Source organism: Prevotella sp. P5-64 (genome assembly GCF_002251285.1).
Taxonomy (GTDB): domain Bacteria; phylum Bacteroidota; class Bacteroidia; order Bacteroidales; family Bacteroidaceae; genus Prevotella.
The window spans coordinates 50,001-72,446 of sequence record NZ_NPJK01000009.1 but is presented as its reverse complement, the minus strand read 5'-3'; the positions used below and the strand labels follow the sequence as shown (position 1 = coordinate 72,446).

The 22,446-nt window shown below is 55.5% G+C and carries 20 protein-coding genes and 1 tRNA gene; 6 read left to right on the top strand and 15 right to left on the bottom strand.

Going from position 1 to position 22,446, the window contains the following annotated elements; genetic code table 11:
- Positions 1-21: 21 nt before the first annotated feature.
- The 4 genes from CIK87_RS02195 to CIK87_RS02180 all read right to left on the bottom strand — a co-directional run bounded on the left by CIK87_RS02195 (position 22) and on the right by CIK87_RS02180 (position 5,277).
- The gene (locus CIK87_RS02195; protein ID WP_094385073.1) at positions 22-2,268 is read right to left on the bottom strand and encodes a DPP IV N-terminal domain-containing protein; all 2,247 of its coding nucleotides are present in this window, start codon (positions 2,266-2,268) and stop codon (positions 22-24) included.
- 98 nt (positions 2,269-2,366) lie between these two features.
- Entirely contained in the window at positions 2,367-3,839 is a 1,473-nt protein-coding gene (locus CIK87_RS02190) for a class I SAM-dependent RNA methyltransferase (protein ID WP_094385071.1), read from the bottom strand.
- The gene (gene epsC / locus CIK87_RS02185) at positions 3,829-4,722 is read right to left on the bottom strand and encodes a serine O-acetyltransferase EpsC (protein ID WP_094385178.1); all 894 of its coding nucleotides are present in this window, start codon (positions 4,720-4,722) and stop codon (positions 3,829-3,831) included. Before epsC ends, CIK87_RS02190 begins: the two co-directional genes overlap by 11 nt.
- 481 nt (positions 4,723-5,203) lie before the next feature.
- A tRNA-Arg gene (locus CIK87_RS02180) sits at positions 5,204-5,277 on the bottom strand.
- A 184-nt stretch (positions 5,278-5,461) separates the two neighbouring features.
- Here CIK87_RS02180 and asnA point away from each other — a divergent pair.
- Positions 5,462-6,499, top strand: coding sequence for an aspartate--ammonia ligase (gene asnA / locus CIK87_RS02175; RefSeq protein ID WP_094385069.1), 1,038 nt, complete (start codon positions 5,462-5,464; stop codon positions 6,497-6,499).
- A gap of 99 nt (positions 6,500-6,598) precedes the next feature.
- Here the strand turns inward: asnA and CIK87_RS02170 are convergent, their stop codons facing one another.
- The 4 genes from CIK87_RS02170 to CIK87_RS02155 are packed head-to-tail and all read right to left on the bottom strand — an operon-like array spanning position 6,599 to position 8,880.
- Entirely contained in the window at positions 6,599-7,249 is a 651-nt protein-coding gene (locus CIK87_RS02170) for a hypothetical protein (RefSeq protein WP_094385067.1), read from the bottom strand.
- Between the two features lies 1 nt (position 7,250).
- Complete coding sequence (locus CIK87_RS02165) at positions 7,251-7,715, bottom strand: hypothetical protein (RefSeq protein ID WP_094385065.1); 465 nt, start codon at positions 7,713-7,715, stop codon at positions 7,251-7,253.
- A gap of 14 nt (positions 7,716-7,729) precedes the next feature.
- Complete coding sequence (locus tag CIK87_RS02160) at positions 7,730-8,047, bottom strand: hypothetical protein (RefSeq protein WP_144007775.1); 318 nt, start codon at positions 8,045-8,047, stop codon at positions 7,730-7,732.
- An 8-nt stretch (positions 8,048-8,055) separates the two neighbouring features.
- Entirely contained in the window at positions 8,056-8,880 is an 825-nt protein-coding gene (locus CIK87_RS02155) for a M15 family metallopeptidase (RefSeq protein ID WP_254046494.1), read from the bottom strand.
- A 489-nt stretch (positions 8,881-9,369) separates the two neighbouring features.
- On the opposite strand from CIK87_RS02155, the gene CIK87_RS02150 reads away from it, so the two are divergent.
- From CIK87_RS02150 to CIK87_RS02140, 3 genes are read left to right on the top strand one after another with little or no spacing between them, the layout of a single operon-like run.
- A complete protein-coding gene (locus tag CIK87_RS02150; RefSeq protein ID WP_094385061.1) occupies positions 9,370-11,811 on the top strand; it encodes a DNA translocase FtsK in 2,442 nt (813 codons plus the stop codon).
- Positions 11,808-12,419 (top strand): LolA-like putative outer membrane lipoprotein chaperone, encoded by a 612-nt coding sequence (locus tag CIK87_RS02145; protein ID WP_022311604.1) that lies wholly within the window; start codon positions 11,808-11,810, stop codon positions 12,417-12,419. Before CIK87_RS02150 ends, CIK87_RS02145 begins: the two co-directional genes overlap by 4 nt.
- A gap of 36 nt (positions 12,420-12,455) precedes the next feature.
- A complete protein-coding gene (locus CIK87_RS02140) occupies positions 12,456-13,970 on the top strand; it encodes a DUF5687 family protein (protein ID WP_094385059.1) in 1,515 nt (504 codons plus the stop codon).
- On the opposite strand, the gene CIK87_RS02135 is transcribed toward CIK87_RS02140, so the two are convergent.
- The gene (locus tag CIK87_RS02135; RefSeq protein WP_158214718.1) at positions 13,971-14,357 is read right to left on the bottom strand and encodes a 2-amino-4-hydroxy-6-hydroxymethyldihydropteridine diphosphokinase; all 387 of its coding nucleotides are present in this window, start codon (positions 14,355-14,357) and stop codon (positions 13,971-13,973) included.
- 514 nt (positions 14,358-14,871) lie between these two features.
- Between CIK87_RS02135 and CIK87_RS02130 the strand changes: the two genes are divergently transcribed.
- Positions 14,872-15,789, top strand: coding sequence for a glucosaminidase domain-containing protein (locus tag CIK87_RS02130; RefSeq protein WP_094385054.1), 918 nt, complete (start codon positions 14,872-14,874; stop codon positions 15,787-15,789).
- 75 nt (positions 15,790-15,864) lie between these two features.
- On the opposite strand, the gene CIK87_RS02125 is transcribed toward CIK87_RS02130, so the two are convergent.
- From CIK87_RS02125 to CIK87_RS02115, 3 genes are read right to left on the bottom strand one after another with little or no spacing between them, the layout of a single operon-like run.
- Positions 15,865-16,638 carry an MBL fold metallo-hydrolase gene (locus tag CIK87_RS02125; protein WP_094385052.1) on the bottom strand — a complete coding sequence of 258 codons (774 nt, stop codon included), beginning with the start codon at positions 16,636-16,638 and terminating at the stop codon, positions 15,865-15,867.
- 14 nt (positions 16,639-16,652) lie between these two features.
- Positions 16,653-17,678 (bottom strand): UDP-N-acetylmuramate dehydrogenase, encoded by a 1,026-nt coding sequence (gene murB / locus CIK87_RS02120; RefSeq protein ID WP_094385050.1) that lies wholly within the window; start codon positions 17,676-17,678, stop codon positions 16,653-16,655.
- Positions 17,679-17,700: 22 nt separating this feature from the next.
- Entirely contained in the window at positions 17,701-18,555 is an 855-nt protein-coding gene (locus CIK87_RS02115) for a DUF4348 domain-containing protein (protein ID WP_022311610.1), read from the bottom strand.
- A 170-nt stretch (positions 18,556-18,725) separates the two neighbouring features.
- Between CIK87_RS02115 and pheS the strand changes: the two genes are divergently transcribed.
- On the top strand, positions 18,726-19,766 hold the full coding sequence (pheS, locus tag CIK87_RS02110; RefSeq protein ID WP_022311611.1) for a phenylalanine--tRNA ligase subunit alpha: 1,041 nt from the start codon (positions 18,726-18,728) through the stop codon (positions 19,764-19,766).
- A 102-nt stretch (positions 19,767-19,868) separates the two neighbouring features.
- On the opposite strand, the gene CIK87_RS02105 is transcribed toward pheS, so the two are convergent.
- The 3 genes from CIK87_RS02105 to CIK87_RS02095 are packed head-to-tail and all read right to left on the bottom strand — an operon-like array spanning position 19,869 to position 22,439.
- The gene (locus CIK87_RS02105; RefSeq protein WP_022311612.1) at positions 19,869-20,360 is read right to left on the bottom strand and encodes a cob(I)yrinic acid a,c-diamide adenosyltransferase; all 492 of its coding nucleotides are present in this window, start codon (positions 20,358-20,360) and stop codon (positions 19,869-19,871) included.
- An 11-nt stretch (positions 20,361-20,371) separates the two neighbouring features.
- A complete protein-coding gene (locus CIK87_RS02100) occupies positions 20,372-21,343 on the bottom strand; it encodes an iron ABC transporter permease (protein ID WP_094385048.1) in 972 nt (323 codons plus the stop codon).
- A gap of 28 nt (positions 21,344-21,371) precedes the next feature.
- Positions 21,372-22,439 (bottom strand): ABC transporter substrate-binding protein, encoded by a 1,068-nt coding sequence (locus tag CIK87_RS02095; protein WP_254046190.1) that lies wholly within the window; start codon positions 22,437-22,439, stop codon positions 21,372-21,374.
- Between the last annotated feature and the right edge of the window lie 7 nt (positions 22,440-22,446).

The following is a 22,446-nucleotide window of genomic DNA, read 5'->3' as shown; positions in this document are numbered from 1 at the left end:
ATGAATTATAGGTTTATGTCTTTACTTGAGATAGTCAAAGAAGTACTGACTGATGCGCTCATGGAGATGGGTACTCTGATGACCGCGCATGTTGTGGGGTTCACCGGGATAGGCAAAGAAGTCGGGCTGGGTGCCGGCGGCGATACATGCCTTGAGAAAGGTGAGGCAGTGCTGAGGCACGACGGTAGGGTCGTTGTAGCCGGTGATAATCTGGAGCTTGCCCTTGAGGTCCTTGGCCTTGTAGAGCAGCGATGTCTTCTTGTAGCCTTCAGGGTTAGTCTGCGGGGTGTCCATGTAGCGCTCGCCATACATCACCTCGTACCAGTGCCAGTCGATGACGGGACCACCGGCCACGCCTACCTTGAACACGTCGGGGTAATTGGTCATCAGCGAGATGGTCATAAATCCGCCGAAGCTCCATCCGTGAACGCCGATTTTGTCTCCATCGACATAGGGAAGGCTCTTCAGATATTCCACACCTTTCATCTGGTCTTTCATCTCTTCCTGACCCAACTGGCGGAACGTAACCTGCTCAAAGGTTTTGCCACGATGCTCGCTGCCGCGATTGTCGAGGATGTAGAGCAGATAGCCCTTGTCGGCCATATAGGTCTCCCAACTGCGGCTGCCATAGTGCCAGCTTGCTTCGACATTGTGGGCGTGGGGACCGCCATAGACATAGACGATGGCGGGATACTTCTTGGCGGGGTCGAAGCCTGTGGGCTTGACCATACGCCAGTAGAGGTCGGTGGTACCATCAGCTGCCTTCACCGTACCACAACTGTACTCGGGCACGCGATAACCCTTCCAGGGGTCGGGGGCAGAGAAGTAGTCGAGCTTCTTGCCGTTGTCTACATTGATGATGGCGATATTGCGAGGGGTGTCAGGTGTAGTGTAAGAGTCATAGAGGTACTGACCGTCACTGCTTATCTGGGCACTGTGCCAGCCCTCGCCATTGGCGTCGATGAGGGTGCGCTTGCCGGTAACACAGTCTACCATGAACACGTTCTTCTGGATAGGACTGAGGGCATTGCCGGTGATGATGACACTCTTGCGACGGGCGTTGAAGCCTACCACCTCAAACACTTCCCACTCGCCCTGGGTGAGGGGCTTGATGTCTACCGACTCGGTATTGCCAGCCATACGACTGCCATGCTTGCCGATGGAGCAGAGGTAGAGGTGGTTGTAACCGTCGCAACGGCTCTGCATGATAAAGGTGGAGCTGTCCCAAGGCAGGAACATGATGGGGTTCTGCGGCTCTACGTATTTCTCGTCGGTCTCACGATAGAGCTCGCCACTCTTTTCGCCTGTCTGTGCGTCGTAACAGGTGAGACGGCTGTCGTTCTGGTCGCGGTTGAGTTCAAACATATAGACCTTGCTGCCGTCGGCGCTCCAGGCGATGTTGGTGAAGTAGCGGTCGGTGGGGTCGCCGGCTTTGAGATAGACGGTTTTGCCGGTGTTGAGGTCAAAGACACCCACGGTCACCTTGTGAGAAGTCTCGCCGGTCATGGGATACTTGTCGGGAGCGGCGGTAGCTATGCAGCTCTCGGTCTCGGGGTGGTTGAAGTTGATTTCAGGGATGTTGACCTGGGGATAGTCAGTCACCATCGACTGGTCCATGCGGTAGAAGGCCAGACGCGTACCGTCGGGACTCCAGAAGGTGCCCTTGTGTATGCCAAACTCATCGCGGTGTACGCTCTGTCCGTAGACGATGTTGCGCGAACCGTCGGCAGAGAGTTGCCACTCCTTCACGCCGCGCTGCACATAGAGGTTGTTGTCCTTGAGATATGCCACAGCCTCACTGGCAGCACAGGTCTCGAGGATATCGCCATCTATCTGGCGCTCGCTGAGCAGTGCCTTCTTCTTGAAGTCAAAGGTGTATATCGTGTGTCCTTCGCGGATGACCACGATGCTCTTGTCGGCATAGGGAAACTGCGCGTTGTAGAGCGAGTGTACCTTGCGGCTCTTGGTGGGACCAGCCCACTGGTTTACCTCATTGATGGCAAAGAGACGGCGCTCCTTGCCGCTCTTCTTGTCTACGATGAAGCAGGCCTCGGCATCCTGACGCACCAGCTGGTTGCCCCACCAGGTGCACCAGCGGTTCTGCACACGCATGTTGTGGAAGTTTCTGCCGCCAAAGTTGATGTCTTCAAGGGTGAGTCCCTTGTCGCCTGTCTGCTCCTTGACCATACCTACCTGCTGTGCGGTCTGTGCCTGCACGCCCATTGATAACATTGCTGCCATAGCGATGAATGATGTCTTGATATTCATGACCTCTACCTTATTATATATATATTATACTGACAGCCCCGGTGCCTCCCCCGTTGCGGTGCATAGGGATGGAAGCACCCTGACTGCTGTCCTGATGATTAATCTTCTGTCTCGGCGTCGTATGTCTTGAAGGGATTGCGCTTGCCACCCTTGCTGCCGCCCTTGCCGCCACGGCTGTCCTTGCCACGACGGTCGTTGTCGGTGAAGCGGGGACGGGGACGGTCCTGACGGTCGCCGAAGCGGTCGTCCTTGCCACGACGGGCAGGACGCTGCTTGTCGTCAAACGAGTGGAACTTGAATGAGCGGATGTCGCCTTCCTCGTTTTCCTCGTGCTCGTCCAGACGGCGCTTGAACTCACGCTCCTTGCGGAAGCGGTGCTTCTGTGCCATCTCGCGCTTCTCGTCTTCGGTCTTCACCACACCGCCCTCAGAGCGGAAGTCGCGCATCTTGCCGTCGAAGATGGCATACTTGCGGAACTCGCACTCCAGACTGCCGTTGTAGACGGGTATCTTGATAGAGGGCTTCAGACCTATCTGGTCGAAGCATTCCTCGCGGTAAGAGAGCACCCAAGCCTCGTTGCCCATGAACTGGTGCTTGAGACGCTCGCCTATCATCTTGTAGGTGGCGAGCAGGTTGGGGGTAGAGATGCGTTCGCCGTAAGGAGGATTGGTCACCATGATGCTCTTGTTGGCAGGCTTGGTGAAGTTCTTGAAGTCGGCATTCTCTATGGTGATGTCCTTGGTGAGTCCGGCGGCACGCACGTTCAGACGCGCGGTGTTTACCGCCTTCATATCCACATCATAACCATAGATGTGGTGTTCGAACTCGCGCTCGCGAGAGTCGTCATTGTAGATGTTGTCGAAGAGGTCGGCGTCGAAGTCGGGCCACTTCTCAAAGGCAAACTCCTTGCGGAAGACACCAGGGCTGATGTTGCGGGCTATCAGTGCAGCCTCGACCAGCAGCGTGCCCGACCCACACATGGGGTCTATGAAGTCACACTCGCCCTTCCAGCCTGTCATGAGTATCATGCCGGCTGCCAACACCTCGTTCAGAGGTGCCTCTACGCTCTCCTGACGGTAGCCACGGCGGTGCAGAGACTCGCCGCTCGAGTCGAGGCAGAGGGTTGCGTTGTCTTCGGCGATATGGATATGCAGACGGATATCAGGGTTGGTCACAGAGATGTTGGGGCGGTTGCCGGTCTGTTCTCTGAACTGGTCGACAATGGCATCCTTGACCTTATAGGTTACGAAGCGGGAGTTGCGGAATTCCTCTGAGTAGACCACCGAGTCAACGGCGAAAGTCTTGCCATCAAGGATATACTTCTGCCATTCTATCTGCTTTACGGCCTCATAGACGTCCTCGGCAGAGCGGGCCTTGAAGTGTTTGATGGTTTTGAGGATACGGATGGCGGTGTGCAGCTGGAAGTTGGCGCGATACATCAGCTCCTTGTCGCCGGTAAACGACACCATGCGGCGTCCTATCTGTACGTTGTTAGCACCCAATTGGGTCAGCTCTTGTGCCAAAATGGGCTCCAGGCCCATGAAGGTTTTGGCGATGAGTTCAAATTCCATTGTTATTATCGTCTTTGTTCTTTATGTATTTGCTTGTCTGAGGGGCCATGTCGTGCATCACCCAAGTATTGGCGCCCACCACACAGCCTTCGCCGATAGTGATGCGACCCAGGATGGTGGCATTGGCGTAGACCACCACGTTGTCTTCGAGGATGGGATGGCGGTCGATACCCTTGATGGGGTTGCCCTGGTCATCGAGGGGGAAACTGCGGGCGCCCAGCGTCACTCCCTGATAGAGCTTCACGTTGCGGCCTATGCGGCAGGTCTCGCCGATTACCACACCCGTGCCATGGTCTATGGCGAAGTGGTCGCCAATCGTGGCGCCAGGGTGAATGTCGATGCCGGTCTCCGAGTGGGCCATCTCTGTCATCATCCTGGGGATGAGGGGAACGCCAAGGAGGTATAGCTCATGCGCTATACGATAGTTGGACAGGGCCTTGATGGTGGGATAGCAGCTGATAATCTCGGCAAAGCTCTTGGCGGCAGGGTCACCCAGATAGGCGGCGTCGACATCGGTGGCAAGCCGGCGGCGCAACTCAGGCAGACGCGCTATCAGCTGCATAGCCTTGTCCTTGGCCTCACGCCGCAGAGCCGACACGGCATCATCGGGGCGCGCTGCGCAGAGCACGTCACGTGTCTGCTGTTCGAGCAGGTGGTGCAACTGTTCGACAGTGACACCGATATGGAAGCGTAAGGTATTGGGGTCGACCGATGATTTGCCGTAGTAGCCTGGAAATATAACCGCTCTTGCCAACTGGACGATCTCTTCGAGGACGGGCCACGAGGGAAATGAGCGCCCACAGATAAGCCCCTCTAACGAAGAGGGGTCGGCAAGGGCATCGATGGTTTGTGTCAATATGTGTTCGGTAGAGCTATTACTCATCTGTCGTATCAGCATGTTGCTATTAAGATGCAAAATTACAAATAATTATTGATTTTCCGACAACGCCGGAGGCAAAATCACACATATTTATATTTATTATGACAAAACTCGAGCCAGAAAGAGGCGATTTGGCCGACAGCCTCCATGCTTACGCCATCGCCCAGTGGCCATAGATGGGTACACAGACCACCGTCTGCGACCCACTGACCATCATGGGCAGACCACTGACCATCGTCGTCGGCTCGTATCAAATGATACGTGAGCACGTGCCAATTGTCACGTGACCGCGTGACATACGATACGGGCTCACGTGACTTATGATACGAGCCTACAAAAGTCATCAGCACGGCGACATCGCAGCCTCAACAATCGCTATATCAATGCTTTACAAGAACCGCGACAAGGGCTGTCGCGCTGGGCACAAACACAAAAGCAAAAGAGGAAGCCTACCCTATCTCGGTGACTTCCTCTTTCATCGTAGTGACTCCGTTGGGATTCAAACCCAAGACCTTCAGAACCGGAATCTGACGCTCTATTCAGCTAAGCTACGGAGCCATAACTGTGATGCAAAGTTACAGCTTTCTTTTGAAATGTGCAAAATTCCTATCATTTATTTGCAGCGGCGCACAGATTGTCAATACATTTCCCATAATTATCGACAAATTGACAAAATAAAACGACATTTAGTTTGCAGTTTATAAGAAATTATATACCTTTGCAAGCAATTTAACACGAAATCATGAGTAAACTTATCATCAATAAAGAATACAAGCGTGTACTTGACCGCCGTCAGACCGAACATGGCATCAAGCTGGTCAAGGACTTCTTCCAGCAGAACCTCTCGACCGAACTGCGGTTGCAACGGGTTACTGCTCCGCTCTTTGTGCTCAAAGGACTGGGCATCAACGACGACTTGAACGGCACCGAGCGCCCCGTGACGTTCCCCATCCTCGACCTGGGCGACGCCAAAGCCGAAGTGGTGCACTCGCTGGCCAAGTGGAAACGGCTCACGTTGGCTGAATACGAGATTGAACCGGGCTACGGCATCTATACCGACATGAACGCTATACGCGCCGATGAAGAACTGGACAATCTGCACTCGCTCTACGTGGACCAGTGGGACTGGGAAGCGGTGATAACCAATGAGGAGCGCACAGTGAGTCATCTCAAGAACGTGGTAGAGCGCATCTACGCCGCCATTCTGCGCACCGAGTATCTGGCGTGTGAGACTTATCCGCAACTGAAGGCATTTCTGCCACGACAGATACACTTCATACACAGCGAAGAACTGCTCCAGATGTACCCCGACCTCACCCCCAAGGAGCGCGAAGACGCCATCTGCCGCAAGTGGGGCGCCGTGTTCATCATCGGAATTGGTGGCCGGCTGAGCGACGGCAAGAAGCACGACGGCCGCGCTCCCGACTACGACGACTGGACGACCATGGGCGAGAACGGGAGGGCCGGACTCAATGGCGATATACTGATTTGGTACCCCATACTCAACCGTTCGTTTGAGCTGTCGTCCATGGGCATCCGCGTAGACAAGGAAGCCCTGCTGCGCCAGTTGGCCCTCGAGGGCAAGGAAGACCGCAAGGAGCTCTACTTCCACCGTCAGCTGCTCGACGGAAAGCTGCCGCTGAGCATCGGAGGCGGTATCGGGCAGAGCCGACTGTGCATGGTGCTGCTCCACAAGGCACATATCGGCGAAATCCAGGCGAGTATCTGGCCCGAAGACATGCGCCGCGAGTGTGCCGAGGCTGGTATGCCTCTGATATGAGACCATTTTTCACTTAATATTTATCAGAAAAGGGACGCAGGAAGACCACAGGCCTTCCGCGTCCCTTTTCGCATTTCTCTTGGTGGTGACTGCGCGCGCTCAGTCAAACCTGCACCGCGGGTTCATCTCCTGCGGACTCTGCCAGTCGATGCCCATCGCGGCGAGGACATCCCTCTTGATGCTCCAATACTTGAAGCAGAAGCCCATACCTCGCCACGACAGCCGTGTCTTGTTGTAACAACGGCGCTCTACCTCATAGATAACCTCTTCCCACTGCTCTGTGCGCTCGACAGGACAGAAGCGGAGCGTGGCGTGGTAACGCTCCATCCACTCGTCGTCGCTCACGGCGGGGTCGATATAGTCTGCCAGCTTCTGGCGGGCACGCTCCACATCGTCAAAGACATCCAGCTGGCGACGGTAGCCGGCTGCATCGCCAGCATAGTCGTCGAAGGAGGTATCGGTGGCAAGGTCCTGCGCGTCGTCGATAAGGGCGCGCATCGACAACTGGTACTCGCGCACCTTGAGCGCAAATCGGGGCACATCGAGTTCGTCGACACACTCCATCATCATGTCGAGCAGACGCACACGGGTGTAAGGCGACAGCTCGCCCTCGACCCGCAACGGCAGGCGGGTGGTCATAAACTCAAACGCCTCCTGTGCCAGGGCGATATTGCGCCACCGCTTGGGCGTAGAGGCAAACCCGTCTATCTTGGAGAACAGCTTGCCCAGTCTCTTGATGTCCTTTTCCATATCAGTCTTCTTCTATAATCTGTTCGGGAGGCCATATCATGTCCATGATGGTCTCTGCGTCATAGTTGCCATGCTCCAGGGCGGTCATGAGCAGGTCGTAATAGCGCTCCATGTCGTCCATAAACTCCTCGGGGTCGTTGTTTTCGGCAGCCAGAGTCATCCATGTCCATGCTTCATCGTGTTCTGGGGCCAGACATCCACGGTCGATGCCCTCGAGGAGTATCTGTCTGAAGAGCTCGGGACGAACGAGGCGGAACGTACTCCAGTCATCGGAAGCGGAGAGGAGCGCTTTCATGGGATAGGCTTGCACATAACCACCGTCGACAGCCTGGTCGAGCAGCCCCAACACCTCTTGCTGGCGTAGGAGGGTATCGTAGTGGGCGCAGTCGGGAGTGAGGGCGTGTATCTCACCGATGTCGTAGGCCATATCGGCGGCTTTAAGATAATTGTTCAGTGCTGGGTCCATAGCATAAGGGGTTATTAGTCTACAGATACATAAAGTTCAAAACGGCAGTAGTCATGGCCGTCGGTGTCGCAGTGATGACCGCCACCATAGCAGATATGGGTGACGCTGTCGCCATAACGGATGTCGATGCCGTCGTCATCGGCGCCGACAAAGACAAGCGGTTTCCACCGTCCGCCTTCACCACGCCACTTGAGGGCATCACCCGGGCTGAGCGCAGCAAGGTCATAGGTTTCCACTTCGTCATGGTCACAATTGGGGCCACCCATCATGGCTGGATAGAAAGAGTGGCATACTCTCACGCAGTGGGTCGCGGGCTGTCTGTCTGTTTGCATATCAGTGATTAGAATGGTTTCTCAAAATGCTGGTAGTCCTTGAGCGAGCGCCAGGCACCACCCCAGCTGAAGCCGTGCTGGAGGAAAAGGCGGTGGCAGAGGTCGCCGCGCTCTATCTTGTAGTCGAAGCGGCGCTCGCGATGGGTATAGGGTTCGGCGTTGGCTGGCTGGATGAACAGCCGGCCATTGGCACGCCGCTTGACATAGGGATTGTACAGCGGATTGATGTCAACAGCCATCCCCATGGCATGGGCAGAGACCTTGCGACTGCCAGCCACGGTGCGGTAGCAGAAGCAGGAGGTGTTGTTGGCCCGCATGGAGGTCTCGTCGTCAGCCCGATACTCGTCGACCAGCACCATGCGCGCGATGGGATAATGGGCATCGTAGAGCTGACGGAAGATAGCCACCAGGTCGGCAGCGATGCGGCGATGGCAGACCATCTCGCCGAGCACGATGCGGTCGTGGGCGTCGCGGTGGAGCAGCCGCAGATAGCGCAGGTCGGCTCGGGCTATGTGGGGATTGGGCATATAGGAGTAGCGCATACGGGCAAACACCGCATCGCTTATCTGCTCGATGGCAAAGCAGCGGTCTACGCCATAGCGTGTCACCTCCTGGGCACTCACCACAGTGCCGGCGCGCCACGAGTCCAGGTCGGCAGCGCTGGCAGCTGTCACCGCCAGCACCATCACCACCACCGCACAGAGCGCCTTCATCTGCCTGTCGGCCTTCTTCATCATCGTTGTCATATTCATACCTTCCTTTGCGTCCTCGACCCGTTGCCCCACTCCCCTATCGGTCGTGGCCATCGTCCGGCGGACATATATAATATACATAGGTGTACAAATTTAGCCAAAATATCGTTTGGAGTGGCATTACAAATGTTAAAATCATTAAAAACATCATCACTGCGGTAGGGATGGTAAGGGTAAGCGTTGTTATGGTAGTAGTAAGTTATAAAGTTATACTCTGTGAGAGAGTGCAATACTAAAAATAAAACCTTATGTAGATTATTGTACACTAACAGCCCACGTCTGCACAATGGCGTTTGTCAGCACGGGCTGTTTTTTTATGCCCTTCGGCCAAGCGATGGTCATCACGGCAACTTCCACGATACCGACAACCGTCCTGGCGGTTCAACCCATACTCGAGGAAGATAAAAAAAACACGCTAAAGATGAAAATAATAATCATTTCGTGAACGTATATGACTTTTTTGGAGTATTTTTGCAGATACAACGGGTTGCTGCATGGCAACACGCTAACTGCCATCAATGACAGAGAACCCATTTACGACACACCAACATAATAAACACGCACGATATAATGGCAAAGAAGAAAACAGAGAAAAAGCCAAAATCAATGGGCGAGGCCGTGGGCTTCGTCAACATACTGAGCAACGAGAAGGTCGACTTCATCCTGGGACTACTGGTGCTCTGCTTCGTGATATACATGGTCATCGCCATGGTATCCTACTTCAACACGGGTCAGGCAGACCAGAGCATACTCGACGACATGCGCCCGGGCGAATGGCTGAATTTCTCCCGCCAGTTTACCAATTACTGCGGGTCGCTGGGAGCTATGCTCAGCTACTGGCTCATTACCGTCAACTTCGGCTTTGCCGCATTCCTCATCCCCGTATTCCTGCTCATGGTGGCACTGTGGCTGATGCGCGCCTACAAGGTGAGCCTGCTCAAGTGGTTTGCCTGCATCACGGTGGTTATGGTATGGTGCTCGGTGACGCTGGCCAAGTTTCTCACGCCTTTCGCCGGAGATCTGGTGTTCAACCCTGGCGGCAGACACGGTCTGTACTGCGTGGACTTTCTGGAGAACCTCATAGGCCCGCCCGGACTGGTGGTGGTGCTGGCCATTACTGCCATCACCTTCCTTACCTATCTGAGCGCCGAGACCATCACCATCATCCGCAAGATGCTCAATCCCGTGGGCTATTTTACGTCCAAAATCCAGTTTACCATCAATACCCCCATCACCAATGTCAATGCCGACGATGATGAGGACACAAGCGATGACAGCAACGAGGACAACCCTGAAGACGAGGTGAGAGAAGAGTCTCGGGCTATGGTTGTGAACCTTTCGCCCGACGAGCCGACGGTCGCCACGCCCGTACCCGATATAGAAATTGAGCCTGCCGCCAACGACGAGCCCAAGGGCAGCACCCTGACCATCGAGGTGCCCAAGGGCGACGAGGCCACCCAGGCGAAGACGCTCACTGCCGACGAGATACGCAAGACTCCCATTGACCCCCGCGAGCCTTTCACGCGATACAAGTTCCCTACACTCAGTCTGCTCAAAGACCACAACGCCGGCAAGGGTAACGCCGTGGATATGGAGGAAATCAAGGTCAACAATGCCCACATCGTCGAGGTGCTGCGCTATTTCGACGTGAGCATCGACAAGATTAACGCCACCGTTGGCCCCACCGTAACCCTCTATGAGATTACGCCCACGCCAGGTACCCGAATTGCCAAGATACGCAACCTGGAAGACGACATAGCCATGAGCCTTGCCGCCGAGGGCATACGTATCATCGCGCCTATCCCCGGCAAGGGCACGATAGGCATCGAGGTGCCCAACAAGAAGAAATCGACCGTGTCGCTGGAGAGCGTGCTGGGCGTCAAGAAATTCAAGGAGACCAAGATGGAGCTGCCGATGGCTCTGGGCAAGACCATCACCAACGAGGTGTTCATGGTAGACCTTGCCAAGCTGCCCCACCTGCTTGTGGCTGGTGCCACGGGTATGGGTAAGTCGGTAGGACTCAACGTCATCATCAACTCACTGCTCTACAAGAAGCACCCCAATGAACTGAAGTTTGTGCTGGTAGACCCCAAGAAGGTGGAGTTTACCCCCTACAACAAGATAGCCCAGCACTTCATGGCCTGTCTGCCCGAGAACGACGACGAGCCCATCATCACCAACGTGCAGAAGGTGGTGCGCACGCTCAACTCGCTCTGCACACTGATGGACCATCGCTACGACCTGCTCAAGGCCGCAGGTGTGAACAAGATAAAGGACTATAACGCTCTTTACCTTAACCACAGGCTCAACCCGAACAACGGTCACGAGTATATGCCATACATTGTGGTAATCATCGACGAGTTCGGCGACCTCATTATGACTGCCGGCAAGGAGGTCGAGCTGCCTATCGCACGCATAGCCCAGCTTGCACGCGCCGTGGGCATACACATGATTATCGCCACGCAGCGTCCTACCACCTCTATCATCACCGGTAACATCAAGGCCAACTTCCCAGGCCGTATGGCGTTCCGCGTAGGAGCCCAGATAGACTCGCGCACCATCCTCGACCGCAAGGGCGCCGACCAGCTCATAGGTATGGGCGACATGCTGTTCCTCAACGGCTCTGAGCCAGTGCGCGTGCAGTGTGCCTTCATCGACACCGAGGAGATAAACGCCATCAACACCTATATCGAAGACCAGCCAGGTCCCGTAGAGCCTATGGAGCTGCCCGAGCCTGTCGACGTGTCGCAGGGCGAAGGCGCCAGCACACCCCGCGAGCCCATTGCCGACAAGGACCCAATGCTCAACGAGGTGGCACGATACGTGGTACTCAACCAGCAAGGCTCTACCAGCAGCATCCAGCGCAAGTTCAGCATCGGCTACAACCGCGCCGGACGCATCATGGACCTCCTCGAGCAATACGGCATCGTGGGTGCAGCCCAGGGCTCCAAGCCGAGACAGGTGCTGGTCAACGACGAGAACCAACTTAACAGTATTTTGTCAGATAAATGATGAAAAAGACTATCTTAATCACACTGATGGTGATGCTCACCCTCACCATCGGCGCACAGAACGCCGCCCAAGCCCGCAAGGTGCTTGACAAGACGGCTGCCGTGGTGAGCAACAAGAACGGCGCAACAGCCCAATTCACCCTTTCCAGCGCCAAGACAGGCACCGTGAGCGGACGGCTGTCGCTCAAGGGCAACAAGTTTCAGGTGACAACGCCCCACTCGATAATATGGTACAACGGCAAGACACAGTGGTCTTACCTCAAGTCGACCGAAGAGGTCAACGTGAGCACCCCCACCGCCGCCCAGCAGCTGCAGATGAACCCCTACAGATTTATCAATATGTATAAGACCGGCTACAACCTCGGTCTTACCGATAAAGGCAAGGCCTACTGGGTGCATCTCACTGCTCGGAACCCCAAAAACAGCGTGCCCGAAATCTATATCCTTATCGACAAGAAGACCTCGCACCCCGAGACCATCAAGATGCGCCGCGGCAAAGAGTGGACCACCGTCACCGTACGCAACTTCAAGGCTGGCCGTTTGGCCGACAGCGTCTTCACCTTCAACGCCAAGGAATTTCCCCACGCCGAGGTGGTCGACCTGAGATAGTCACTTATCCCCATCCTCAACCAGACCACGCTTGTTATGAACAGATACCAGATATTCAAGACGCTTCGCCATCACCGCAAACTGGCTGACCGTCGCGCCTTGAACTATGAGCAGAACCGCGCCGCCAAATACATCGTTTGGTTCTCCATGAGTTTCGGTTTCCTCTACATGTTGTTCCTTGCGGTGATGCTTTCGCTTATCGCCAACAACAGCCGAGGCACCACCCCGCTCGAATTCTGCTTCGGCCTTGCCCCGTTTCTGCTGTTGCTCGACTTCGCGTCACGCTTCATGGCCCAGCAGACACCAGCCCAGATAGTAAAGCCATACTATCTGCTGCCGCTGTCACGCTATGACTGCATCGACACGTTTGTCGCCACATCCATACTGACCCGCTACAATTTCACCTGGTTTGTCATCCTGGTGCCCTTCACGCTCATGTCGCTCGTCTTCAGCTACGGCGTGTGGATGTCGCTGGCGTTTCTGCTGGTGTGGTGGTTGCTCATAGCCGCCAACAGCCAGTGGTATCTCATCGTCAAGACCCTCACCACCGACACGCTGTGGTGGTGGCTCATGCCCGTGGGTGTCTATGGCACCATGGCGCTGCCCATCCTGCTCAAGTGGGGCAAGCTCAAGGGATGGGAAAACTTCTTTGACCTCTACGCCACCATCGGCACGCTGATGGAGCGTGGCAACATACTTATATATATAGGTGTGATAGCCCTGCTGGTGGTGCTCACGCTCATCAACCGCCGTCTGCAGTACACCCATGTACGCAGCGAACTGTTGAGGAAGGAAACGGTGAAGACCCACAACGTGTCGCAGATGAAGTATCTCGACAAGTATGGAGAGATAGGCATGTACGCCAAGATGGAACTGCGGCTGCTGATGCGCAACAAGAACCCCCGCAAGGGTCTGATAACGGCGTTCTTCATGGTGGCGGTATTCAGCATGGTCATCGTCTTTACCGACATCTACGACGGCGACTACTACTCATCGTTCTGGTGCATCTACTGCTATCTGCTCTTTGGCACCATGACGGTGATGCAGGTCATGAGCTACGAGGGCAACTACATCGACTGTCTGCTCACCCACAAGGAGAACATACTGATGCTCCTTCGCACCAAATACTACATCTACAGCACCCTGTTGCTATGGCCTTTCCTGCTGATGCTGCCACAGGTGATAGCTGGCAAATGGAGTCTGCTGATGCTGATAGCCTACGGCGTGTTCACCGCAGGCTTCCAGTACTTCACCATCTTCCAGCTGACGATATACAACAAGCAGACCATGCCTCTCAACACCAAGTTTACGGGCAAGGCGGGCATCAACGGCAACTATGTGCAGATGCTGGTAAGTTTTGGAGTATATCTGGGACCGATGCTCATCATCTGCCTGCTCAGACTGGTATGCAGCAACACGGTGTCGTATATCATCATGATGCTTATAGGACTGGTCTTCATCGCTCTGCACAAGATATGGCTGCGCAATATCTACAACCGGTGGATGAAGCGACGCTATGCCAACATGGCGGCACTGAGGGCGTCGCGATAGTCATCGACGAGGCAACTCGGCCATGAGTGTCTGGATGTAAGGGCGCTGCCAGTCGTCGGCGTGATAGCGGCAGCCGCCACAGCAGAGGATGTCGACATCGGCGACCACACGCCCTTCGCGCCGGTCTTCACGGGTGCTGCCCAGCTGCTGCTCTATCTCCTTGGTAGCGGCATGCAGCGTGGCGTAGTCCTGGTCTGTCTCCATCCACGCCAGGCAGTTGGCAAACGGCGCCGCCTCTATGCCTATAGCTGGAGTGACGAGCTGCCGCGTGAAGCGGATGGACGGAAAGCGGGCGGCAAGCGCAGCCTGGAGTCGGGGCATATTGACGGGCGCATCTACGTTGCACCCGAGCGCCAATATCACGATGGGTGAAGGGTCGGTGGTCATACTTATAGGGTTTGTTGCTGCAAAAGTAACTAAAATAATCGAAGATATCGGGGGCGTGAGCCCCTTTTTTTGTTGCACAGCCATCGGCATCGGCAGCGTGAGCGCCAACAAGCTCATGGAAGGGCTCGATAAGTACCTTGCAAAGCACGAAACGGAGAAATCGAAGCACGAAACAATAAAATCGAAGCCTGAAACCGTGATTTCACGCTTTGCAATATTGTTATGGATGCTCTTCGTGGGTTTGAGAGCGGCTGAAAAGATGGTTGGAACGACTGCATCGGTGGTGAAAACACCCTCATCGGCGGTTGGAACGACTGCTTCGGTGGTGAAAACATCCCCATCAGTGGTAAAAATACCCCCATCGGTGGTGAAAACGCTCCCGACGGTGGTGAAAACGCTCCCATCGGTGGCGACGAGAGCAGAAGCGGTGCGCTACTTTTTTGCGAATTATTTGGCACTGACTGCCGATAATCCATCTTTTATCGTTAATTTTGCAGAAACATATATCAGTAGCATGAGAAAAATCTGTATTTTCCTATATGCCCTCCTGCTCTGTCTGTCGTCATACGGACAGGCCCGCAGGAACACGCTATACCAACAATATATCAACCAGTATAAGGACCTGGCGATACAGCAGATGCTGCGCTACCGCATCCCGGCGAGCATCACGCTGGCTCAGGGACTGCTGGAGAGCGGCGCCGGACGAAGCGACCTGGCCATCAAGGGCAACAACCACTTCGGTATCAAGTGTCACGACTGGACCGGTGCCACCACCTATCATGACGACGACTTGAGACAGGAGTGCTTCCGCGCCTACAACACGGTGCTGGAGAGCTACGAGGACCACAGCCGTTTTCTCTCTACCAAGCCCCGCTACCGCAAGCTCTTCTCGCTGAGCCAGACCGACTACCGCGGATGGGCACACGGACTAAAGGCAGCCGGATATGCCACCAACCCGCAGTATGCCTACAAGCTCATCAACATCATCGAACTCTACGGGCTCGACCAGTATGACCGTGCCAAGACCTACGACCGCTACATAGCCCGACACTCGGGTACGGAGCGCATCACTCCCGACAATCCTACGCTGCACCCCATCTACTATTTCAACAAGAACTACTACATCTACGCCCGTGAGGGAGAGACGTTCAAGATGCTGAGCAAGGAGATTGGCATCAGTGCGCGCAAGCTGGCCAAGTACAACGAGCGCGACAAACGCGAAACGCTGCACAAGGGCGACATCATCTATCTGAAGAAGAAGCAGAAGCGCGCGCCCAAGGAGTTCAAGCACCGTCCCCATGTGGTCAAGGCCGGCGACAGCATGTATCTCATAGCTCAGAAATACGGCATGCGCCTGGAGAGCCTGTACAAGAAGAACGGCCTCGGCCCCGACTACCAGATACGCGTGGGCGACACGCTGAGGGTAAGATAGCAGAAACGAATAAAGCGTGGCTCGGGCCACGCTTTATTCGTATATATCGTCGGGGGTTGTCATCGCGGTGCGCGGTCAGAGGGTCAGCCTCAACCCGTCGTAGGCAAAGGCGAAGCCCTCGGGCAACCGGGCATTGGCCTCGTCATGGAACCCTAACTGGTGGGTCATGTGGGTGAAGTAGGTATGGCTGGCGCCGACGCTGCGGGCAAAGGCTATGGCATCATCGACCAGCATGTGGCTGTGGTGGGGCTTCTCCCAGCGCAGGGCGTTGACCACGAGCGTCTCGACGCCGCTGAGCAGCTGTCGGTCTTCGTCGGAGATGGTCTTCATGTCGGTGATATAGGCCAGGGAGCCAAACCGATAGGCCATGATGGGCATCTTGCCGTGCATCACCCGCAGGGGCAGCACGTCGATGTCGCCCACGCGGAAGGGCTTGTGAGGCTCGAGCGTGTGTACGTTGAGCCGGGGCACTCCGGGGTAAAGATGCTCGGTGAAGCAGTAAGGCATGGCGCGATGGATGCCACCGACGGTGGTCTCGTCGGCATAGATATTGATGTCGCCAAAGGTGGAAAAAGGACGCAAGTCGTCGAGTCCGCCCACATGGTCGTAATGGACATGGGTGAGGAGCACCGCCGTGAGCGGGCGGAAGTCGAAGGGCATAAGCTGCTGGCGTATGTCGGGGCCACAGTCTATCAGTATGCGCGTATCGCCATGCTCGAGCAGCGCCGCACTGCGCAGCCGATGGTCGTGAGGGTCATGGCTGCGGCACACAGCACAGCTGCAACCCAACGAGGGCACACCACCCGAGGTGCCTGTGCCCAAGAAAGTGAACGTAAGAGGCTCGTTCATGGGCGTATACGGGGTTATTTCACATTGACTTCGGGGTGGATGTCAATGCCAAAGCGGTCTTTGACATCGCGCTGGATGGTCTGGTAGAGCGCCACGACCTCGGCACCGGTAGCACCGCCACGGTTGACGAGCACCAGAGCCTGGCATGCGTGTACCCCGACATGACCTACGGTACGTCCACGCCATCCGCACTGGTCTATCATCCATCCCGCAGGTATCTTGACATGGTCAGCATCGATGCGATAATGAGGCATATCAGGATAGAGTGCAAGAAGTTGCTCGAAATGGTGCTGGGAAACAATGGGGTTCATAAAGAAACTGCCGGCATTGCCCTCAACTTTTGGGTCGGGCAGCTTGGCATGGCGTATATCGATGATGGCCTGGCGCAGCTCGTGGGCTGTGGGCACGTCTATGCCCCGCTCGGTAAGCGTAGCCCTGATGTTGCCATAATCGAGACGCGGTGAGAAGCGGCGCGAGAGGCGATAGACGACAGAGGTGATGAGGTAGCGGTCGCGCCACTCATGCTTGAAGCGGCTCTGTCGATACCCATACTCGCAGTCGGCGGCAAGGATTTCGACCACGTTGCCCGTGGCTATCTCTACAGCCTTGACGCGCACGATGATGTCTTGGGCCTCGGCTCCGTAGGCTCCGATGTTCTGCACGGCAGAGGCTCCCACCTCGCCGGGGATAAGCGACAGGTTTTCGGCGCCGTGCCATCCGTGGTCTACGGCATAGGCCACCACATCGTCGAAGGTGGTTCCTGCCCAGCACTCTATATCTACGGTCTCTCCATCGGGGGCTTCGGCAACCACCTGCACATCAAACCTCGCCTCGGGGGTAATGACCGTGGCGGGATAGTCGGCAGTGAGCAGCAGATTGCTACCCTCGCCGATAATCAGCAGTGGATAGTCGGTGGCGGAGAGTTGGCGGCAGATGGTCTGGGCCTCATCTACACTGGCATATTCGAGGTAGCGACGACAGCGCGCATCGATACCAAAGGTATTGTGCGCCAAGAGTGAATGGTCTCTGATATCCTTCATCGGTATAGGGGGTATAAGAAGATTAATAACTGAAACTTGACAGACGCCAACGGCCCTGACGGCGGTTGAAGGTCATCTCCATCTCAAGCCCATTGGAAATGCCACGCACGACAAATATCTTGTGTCTGCTCTCGGTGTAATGCTGGCCGTAGAGAATGTTATAGATAGTACCGTGGGGGAAGAATGTAGGCTTGAAGGCGTCCCACTGCTCGGGGAGCATGGTGCCGGTAATGGTGGCAAAGTCGTCATCAGGGTCGGGGGCGGTAAAGGTAACCTCGTCTTCAAGGCTGCGGGCCTGGAAGAGGGAATCTGTGGCAAAATGGTTGTAGAAGGCCAGGAAGCTGGCGTTGTATCCGCGGCGCGCCGAGTGGTGGACAATCTTCGTAAGTTTCCACAGGCCGTTGATGCGGTCAAAGACATACTGCTTGACCTGCTCGTCGGCGAGATGAATCTTCTCGACCACAGCATGGTGGATGGTGGTATCCTTGACCAGGTTCATCTGGCTGCGCGAATCGAAAATCAGGGTGTAATACTCCTGGTGCATAAAGAAGTGGTCGATCTTCCACTGGCGCGCAGAGATATTGTGGAGAAACTCTTCCTCGGCATACACGGGCAGGGGGAAGACAATACGCTTGCGCTGGAGCTTCTTGTTTCCGGCAAAGTTGAAGAAGAAATCGTCGAAGAGTTCGTCGGCGGCCTTGGGCATAGGCTGCTCCTCTATCATGGTCACCAACGTGTCTTCGGGCACAGTGTCTATGGTATCAGACACAGCCACACTGTCAACAGCTTCAGGCTTCTTGTCTGTACATGCCGTAGTGGAAAAAGCGATTGCCAGAACGACAATCACCAACATCATCAGTAAGGAACACTTTCTCATGTTCAAAATCTCTTTTATAATAATCGTAAAACCATACGGGACAATAAGTACACTATCTCAGGTCCCGGGCTCTCAAATCGCTGCAAAAGTACAACTTTATTTCGATATATTTTTTATTTTCCACCAAAAATATTACCTTTGCAACGAATTTATAATATATTAATGTAATTATGATAACCGACAAGATAGAAGAACTGCTGAAGGAGGTGGAAAACCTGAGCGCAAAGAGCGCCGAGGAGGTTGAGCAGCTAAGGTTGAAATACCTGAGCAAGAAAGGCGCCATCACCGCCCTTATGGCAGAATTCAGAGATGTCCCCGCCGACCAGAAAAAGACGGTGGGTATGAAAATCAACGAACTGAAGCAGACCGTACAAGGCAAGATAAACGAACTGAAAGAGCAGATTGAGAATACTGAGGACAGCTGCTGTCATGTAGACCTCACCTGTACTCCCTACCCCATCGCCCTTGGCGCGCGCCACCCGCTGACTATCGTCAAGAACGAAATCATCGACATCTTCTCGCGTATGGGCTTCACCCTTGCCGACGGTCCCGAGATGGACGACGACAAGCACGTGTTTACCATGCTCAACTTTGCCGCCGACCACCCCGCCCGCGACATGCAGGACACTTTCTTCCTGGAGCAGCATCCTGATGACGTGACCAAGAATATCCTGCTGCGCAGCCACACCTCTGGCGACCAGTCGCACTATATGGAGTGTCACGAACCTCCAATCCGCATCATCTGCCCTGGTAGAGTGTATCGCAACGAGGCTATCTCTGCCCGCGCCCACTGCTTCTTCCATCAGGTCGAAGGCCTGTATGTCGACAAGAATGTCAGCTTCACCGACCTCAAGCAGGTGTTGCTCACCTTCGCCCGCGAAATGTTCGGCGCCGACACCAAGATTCGTCTCCGTCCCAGCTACTTCCCCTTCACTGAGCCCAGTGCAGAGATGGACATCAGTTGCCACATCTGCGGCGGCAAGGGATGCAGCTTCTGCAAGCACACAGGATGGGTCGAGATTTTGGGATGTGGCATGGTCGACCCCAATGTCCTCGAGGCGTGCGGCATAGACAGCAAGGTCTACACCGGCTACGCATTCGGTATGGGTGTAGAGCGCATCACCAACCTCAAATACCGTGTGAGCGACCTGCGCATGTTCTCCGAAAACGACACCCGTTTCCTCGAAGAGTTCACATCGGCACACTCATAACGCCGAGAGAAACAATAGATTCAACAAACCGCCAGACTGAAGAGCAGAGATACGCTACAGTCTGGCGGTTTTGGTTTTGGGCTACTTCGCATGCACCTCGGCTCACGCCTGCGAAGCCATGAAGAATAGATAGTCTGAAAGGCGGTTGATGTAGATTATCACGGTGGGGTGCAGAGGTATGACGGCATTGACGGCACATAGCCTGCGCTCCACTGTGCGTACCTTCGCGCGAACCAACTGCATCAATGCTTCTATGGGCGAGTGTCCCGGAAGCACAAAACGGAAACAACCCTCTGTGGGAGTCTCGTTCATGTAGCGTTCCATATCGTCGATGTCGGCCTGGAGGATGTCGACCTGCGTAGCACCCGAACTCGCCACATGCTTCATCACTGCCATCAGCATCATCTGGATATGCTCTATCTTGATACGCATACTCTCGGGCAACTCAGGCTTAGCTTTGAGCATTCCCAGGAGAGCCATGAGTTCGTCTATCTCGCCGTTGGCCTCGATGCGGCAGTCGGTCTTGTTCACACGCTGGTGGTCTAACAGGTCGGTCTGACCCTTGTCACCACGTCGGGTGGTTATCTTGTTCATAGTCTAAAGGTTTATCGTTTACGGATGATGACATATATGATTACCGGAGCACCGATGAGCGGTGTCACGGCATTGAGGGGCAACATGCCTGCCTCTCCGGGCACAAAGCAGAGCAGATGACAAGCCATGGTGACCACCGCCCCAGTGAGCATGGTTATGGGCAGCAGCCGGCGCATATCGTCGGTAACCGTCAGGAGCCTCGCGATATGCGGCACAGCCAGTCCTATAAACGCGATAGGACCACAATAGGCTGTCACCACAGCCGTAAGCAGTCCGGTGAGCAGTAGGGCATAGTTGCGGGCACGCCGCGTGTTGAGCCCGAGATTGCGGGCATAGTTGTCGCCAAGCGAGAGGAGGTTGAGGGGCTTCACCATGAGCAGACTGAGCACGAGTGCCGCCAGCGTGATGGTGACATAGAGCGGCAGAAGCAACGGGGTGACGCCATCCAGACTGCCCATGCCCCACAACATGAACGAGCGTATGCCCTGTTCGGTGGCGCTGTAGTTGAGCAGAGTGACGACCGACGACGACAGATAGCCCACCATGATACCGATGACGAGCAACATCACGCCGTCGCGCACCAAGGTAGAGCTGAACAGGATAATCGCCATCACAGCCATGGCTCCGGCAAAGGCGGCAGCGAGTATCGCCACATTGCCCGTGACTCCGAGCGTACCCAGAGTCACACTGCCTCCAGCCAGAAGCATCACCAGCGCCACGCCCAGTCCGGCACCACCATTGATACCGAACACGTCGGGGCCAGCTAATGGGTTGCGGAAGACGGTCTGCATCATCAGTCCGGCAGTGGCCAGACAGGCACCGCTCAGCATGGCAGTGACCATCTGGGGCAGACGCGACTCAAGGATAATGAACCTCCAGCTCTCGCTCACGGCTGCCTTGTCGCCCACGAGTACATGCCACACCGCCGAGCAGGGTATAGACACGCTGCCCGTCATCAGTCCGGCCATGAAGAGACATGCCATAGCCGCTGCCAGTCCTATGTAGATAGTCTTAGTCAATGCGCTTATAGTATCTTAGCCCGCCCTTTCCCGCTCCGGGATGGACTATCTGTATATAGTCGCGCAGCAGGTAATCGGGACGGAAGGGAATTTCCTCAAAATAATTGACGCTGTCGGTATTACAGCCATAGACCTCGCCGTGGCGGAAGGCGTCGAGGATTTTGTAACCCGCATACTCGCCCGCCAAATCACGCAGCGTGATGGGCTTGCCCGAATAGACAAACATCCAGGCATCGGTATGGGCGCCGCGCTCTACCACCTGCTCGGGAGCGAGCGTGAGCGAACCGCTATGGTCATCGCCCATCCAGGGATAGCGTCCGTGGGCGTCGGCGATGAGCGTGCCCACCGTACTCCGGCCACCAGGACAATACCACACGCTGCCCGTCTTGCGCTCTATAAGTAGAGAACGGCCCTCGGGGAGTTTTATTGCCTCGCGACGCAAACTATTATACGTGCTGTCAACGACATGGAAGAGCGAGTCGGCCTGCTCTTCGCAACCGAAGAGGATGCCATAGAGCCTCATCCATTCAGCCCGAGCCAGCGGCGAAGGCTCCATATAGTCGGCGGCTTCGATGATGGTCACGCCGGTCTTCTCCAACCGCCCGTAGCCACCGCTGTGCTCAAAGGGCGATACGATGATGGCATCGGCGCCTATCTCTGCGATGCGCTCCACGTCGGGGTTCATCGAGTTGCCACAGTCGACAGTCTTGCCAGCGGCCAGTCTCTTCCTCACTTCGTCCACTCCGATATAGCGGCTGTCACACACACCGGCGATGGCCGCGGTCTTGCCCAACCACGTCAGCAACTGGCAATGTGCCGTGGTGGTCACCACCGCCTTACCCAGCGGGCGGGATATGTCATAGCTCCGCAGCACGCTTCCCTTGACCCACGGGTTGGCTATCTCCACATGGGTATGGTCGCTATAGCGTACCACGGTGAGCAGAGTGGCGTAGTCAAACCTCACCGTGTCGCCCTTCTCGAGAGTCGCAACACGATTGTTGCCGCCTTGACACGACGTCAGGACGGCAACAATACCTATTATATATATTATAGAGCGCAAAGGGTTC

Bases quoted from the DNA above. Each gene is read 5' to 3' on its own strand.
- CIK87_RS02135 (WP_158214718.1), bottom strand. From the start codon at position 14,357: ATGACCACCGACCCTTCACCCATCGTGATATTGGCGCTCGGGTGCAAC.
- CIK87_RS02155 (WP_254046494.1), bottom strand. From the start codon at position 8,880: ATGTATATTATATATGTCCGCCGGACGATGGCCACGACCGATAGGGGA.
- asnA (WP_094385069.1), top strand. From the start codon at position 5,462: ATGAGTAAACTTATCATCAATAAAGAATACAAGCGTGTACTTGACCGC.
- CIK87_RS02195 (WP_094385073.1), bottom strand. From the start codon at position 2,268: ATGAATATCAAGACATCATTCATCGCTATGGCAGCAATGTTATCAATG.
- epsC (WP_094385178.1), bottom strand. From the start codon at position 4,722: ATGAGTAATAGCTCTACCGAACACATATTGACACAAACCATCGATGCC.
- CIK87_RS02115 (WP_022311610.1), bottom strand. From the start codon at position 18,555: ATGAGAAAGTGTTCCTTACTGATGATGTTGGTGATTGTCGTTCTGGCA.
- CIK87_RS02160 (WP_144007775.1), bottom strand. From the start codon at position 8,047: ATGCAAACAGACAGACAGCCCGCGACCCACTGCGTGAGAGTATGCCAC.
- murB (WP_094385050.1), bottom strand. From the start codon at position 17,678: ATGAAGGATATCAGAGACCATTCACTCTTGGCGCACAATACCTTTGGT.
- CIK87_RS02190 (WP_094385071.1), bottom strand. From the start codon at position 3,839: ATGGAATTTGAACTCATCGCCAAAACCTTCATGGGCCTGGAGCCCATT.
- CIK87_RS02125 (WP_094385052.1), bottom strand. From the start codon at position 16,638: ATGAACGAGCCTCTTACGTTCACTTTCTTGGGCACAGGCACCTCGGGT.
- CIK87_RS02130 (WP_094385054.1), top strand. From the start codon at position 14,872: ATGAGAAAAATCTGTATTTTCCTATATGCCCTCCTGCTCTGTCTGTCG.
- CIK87_RS02165 (WP_094385065.1), bottom strand. From the start codon at position 7,715: ATGGACCCAGCACTGAACAATTATCTTAAAGCCGCCGATATGGCCTAC.
- CIK87_RS02105 (WP_022311612.1), bottom strand. From the start codon at position 20,360: ATGAACAAGATAACCACCCGACGTGGTGACAAGGGTCAGACCGACCTG.
- CIK87_RS02140 (WP_094385059.1), top strand. From the start codon at position 12,456: ATGAACAGATACCAGATATTCAAGACGCTTCGCCATCACCGCAAACTG.
- pheS (WP_022311611.1), top strand. From the start codon at position 18,726: ATGATAACCGACAAGATAGAAGAACTGCTGAAGGAGGTGGAAAACCTG.
- CIK87_RS02170 (WP_094385067.1), bottom strand. From the start codon at position 7,249: ATGGAAAAGGACATCAAGAGACTGGGCAAGCTGTTCTCCAAGATAGAC.
- CIK87_RS02145 (WP_022311604.1), top strand. From the start codon at position 11,808: ATGATGAAAAAGACTATCTTAATCACACTGATGGTGATGCTCACCCTC.
- CIK87_RS02150 (WP_094385061.1), top strand. From the start codon at position 9,370: ATGGCAAAGAAGAAAACAGAGAAAAAGCCAAAATCAATGGGCGAGGCC.
- CIK87_RS02100 (WP_094385048.1), bottom strand. From the start codon at position 21,343: ATGGCATGTCTCTTCATGGCCGGACTGATGACGGGCAGCGTGTCTATA.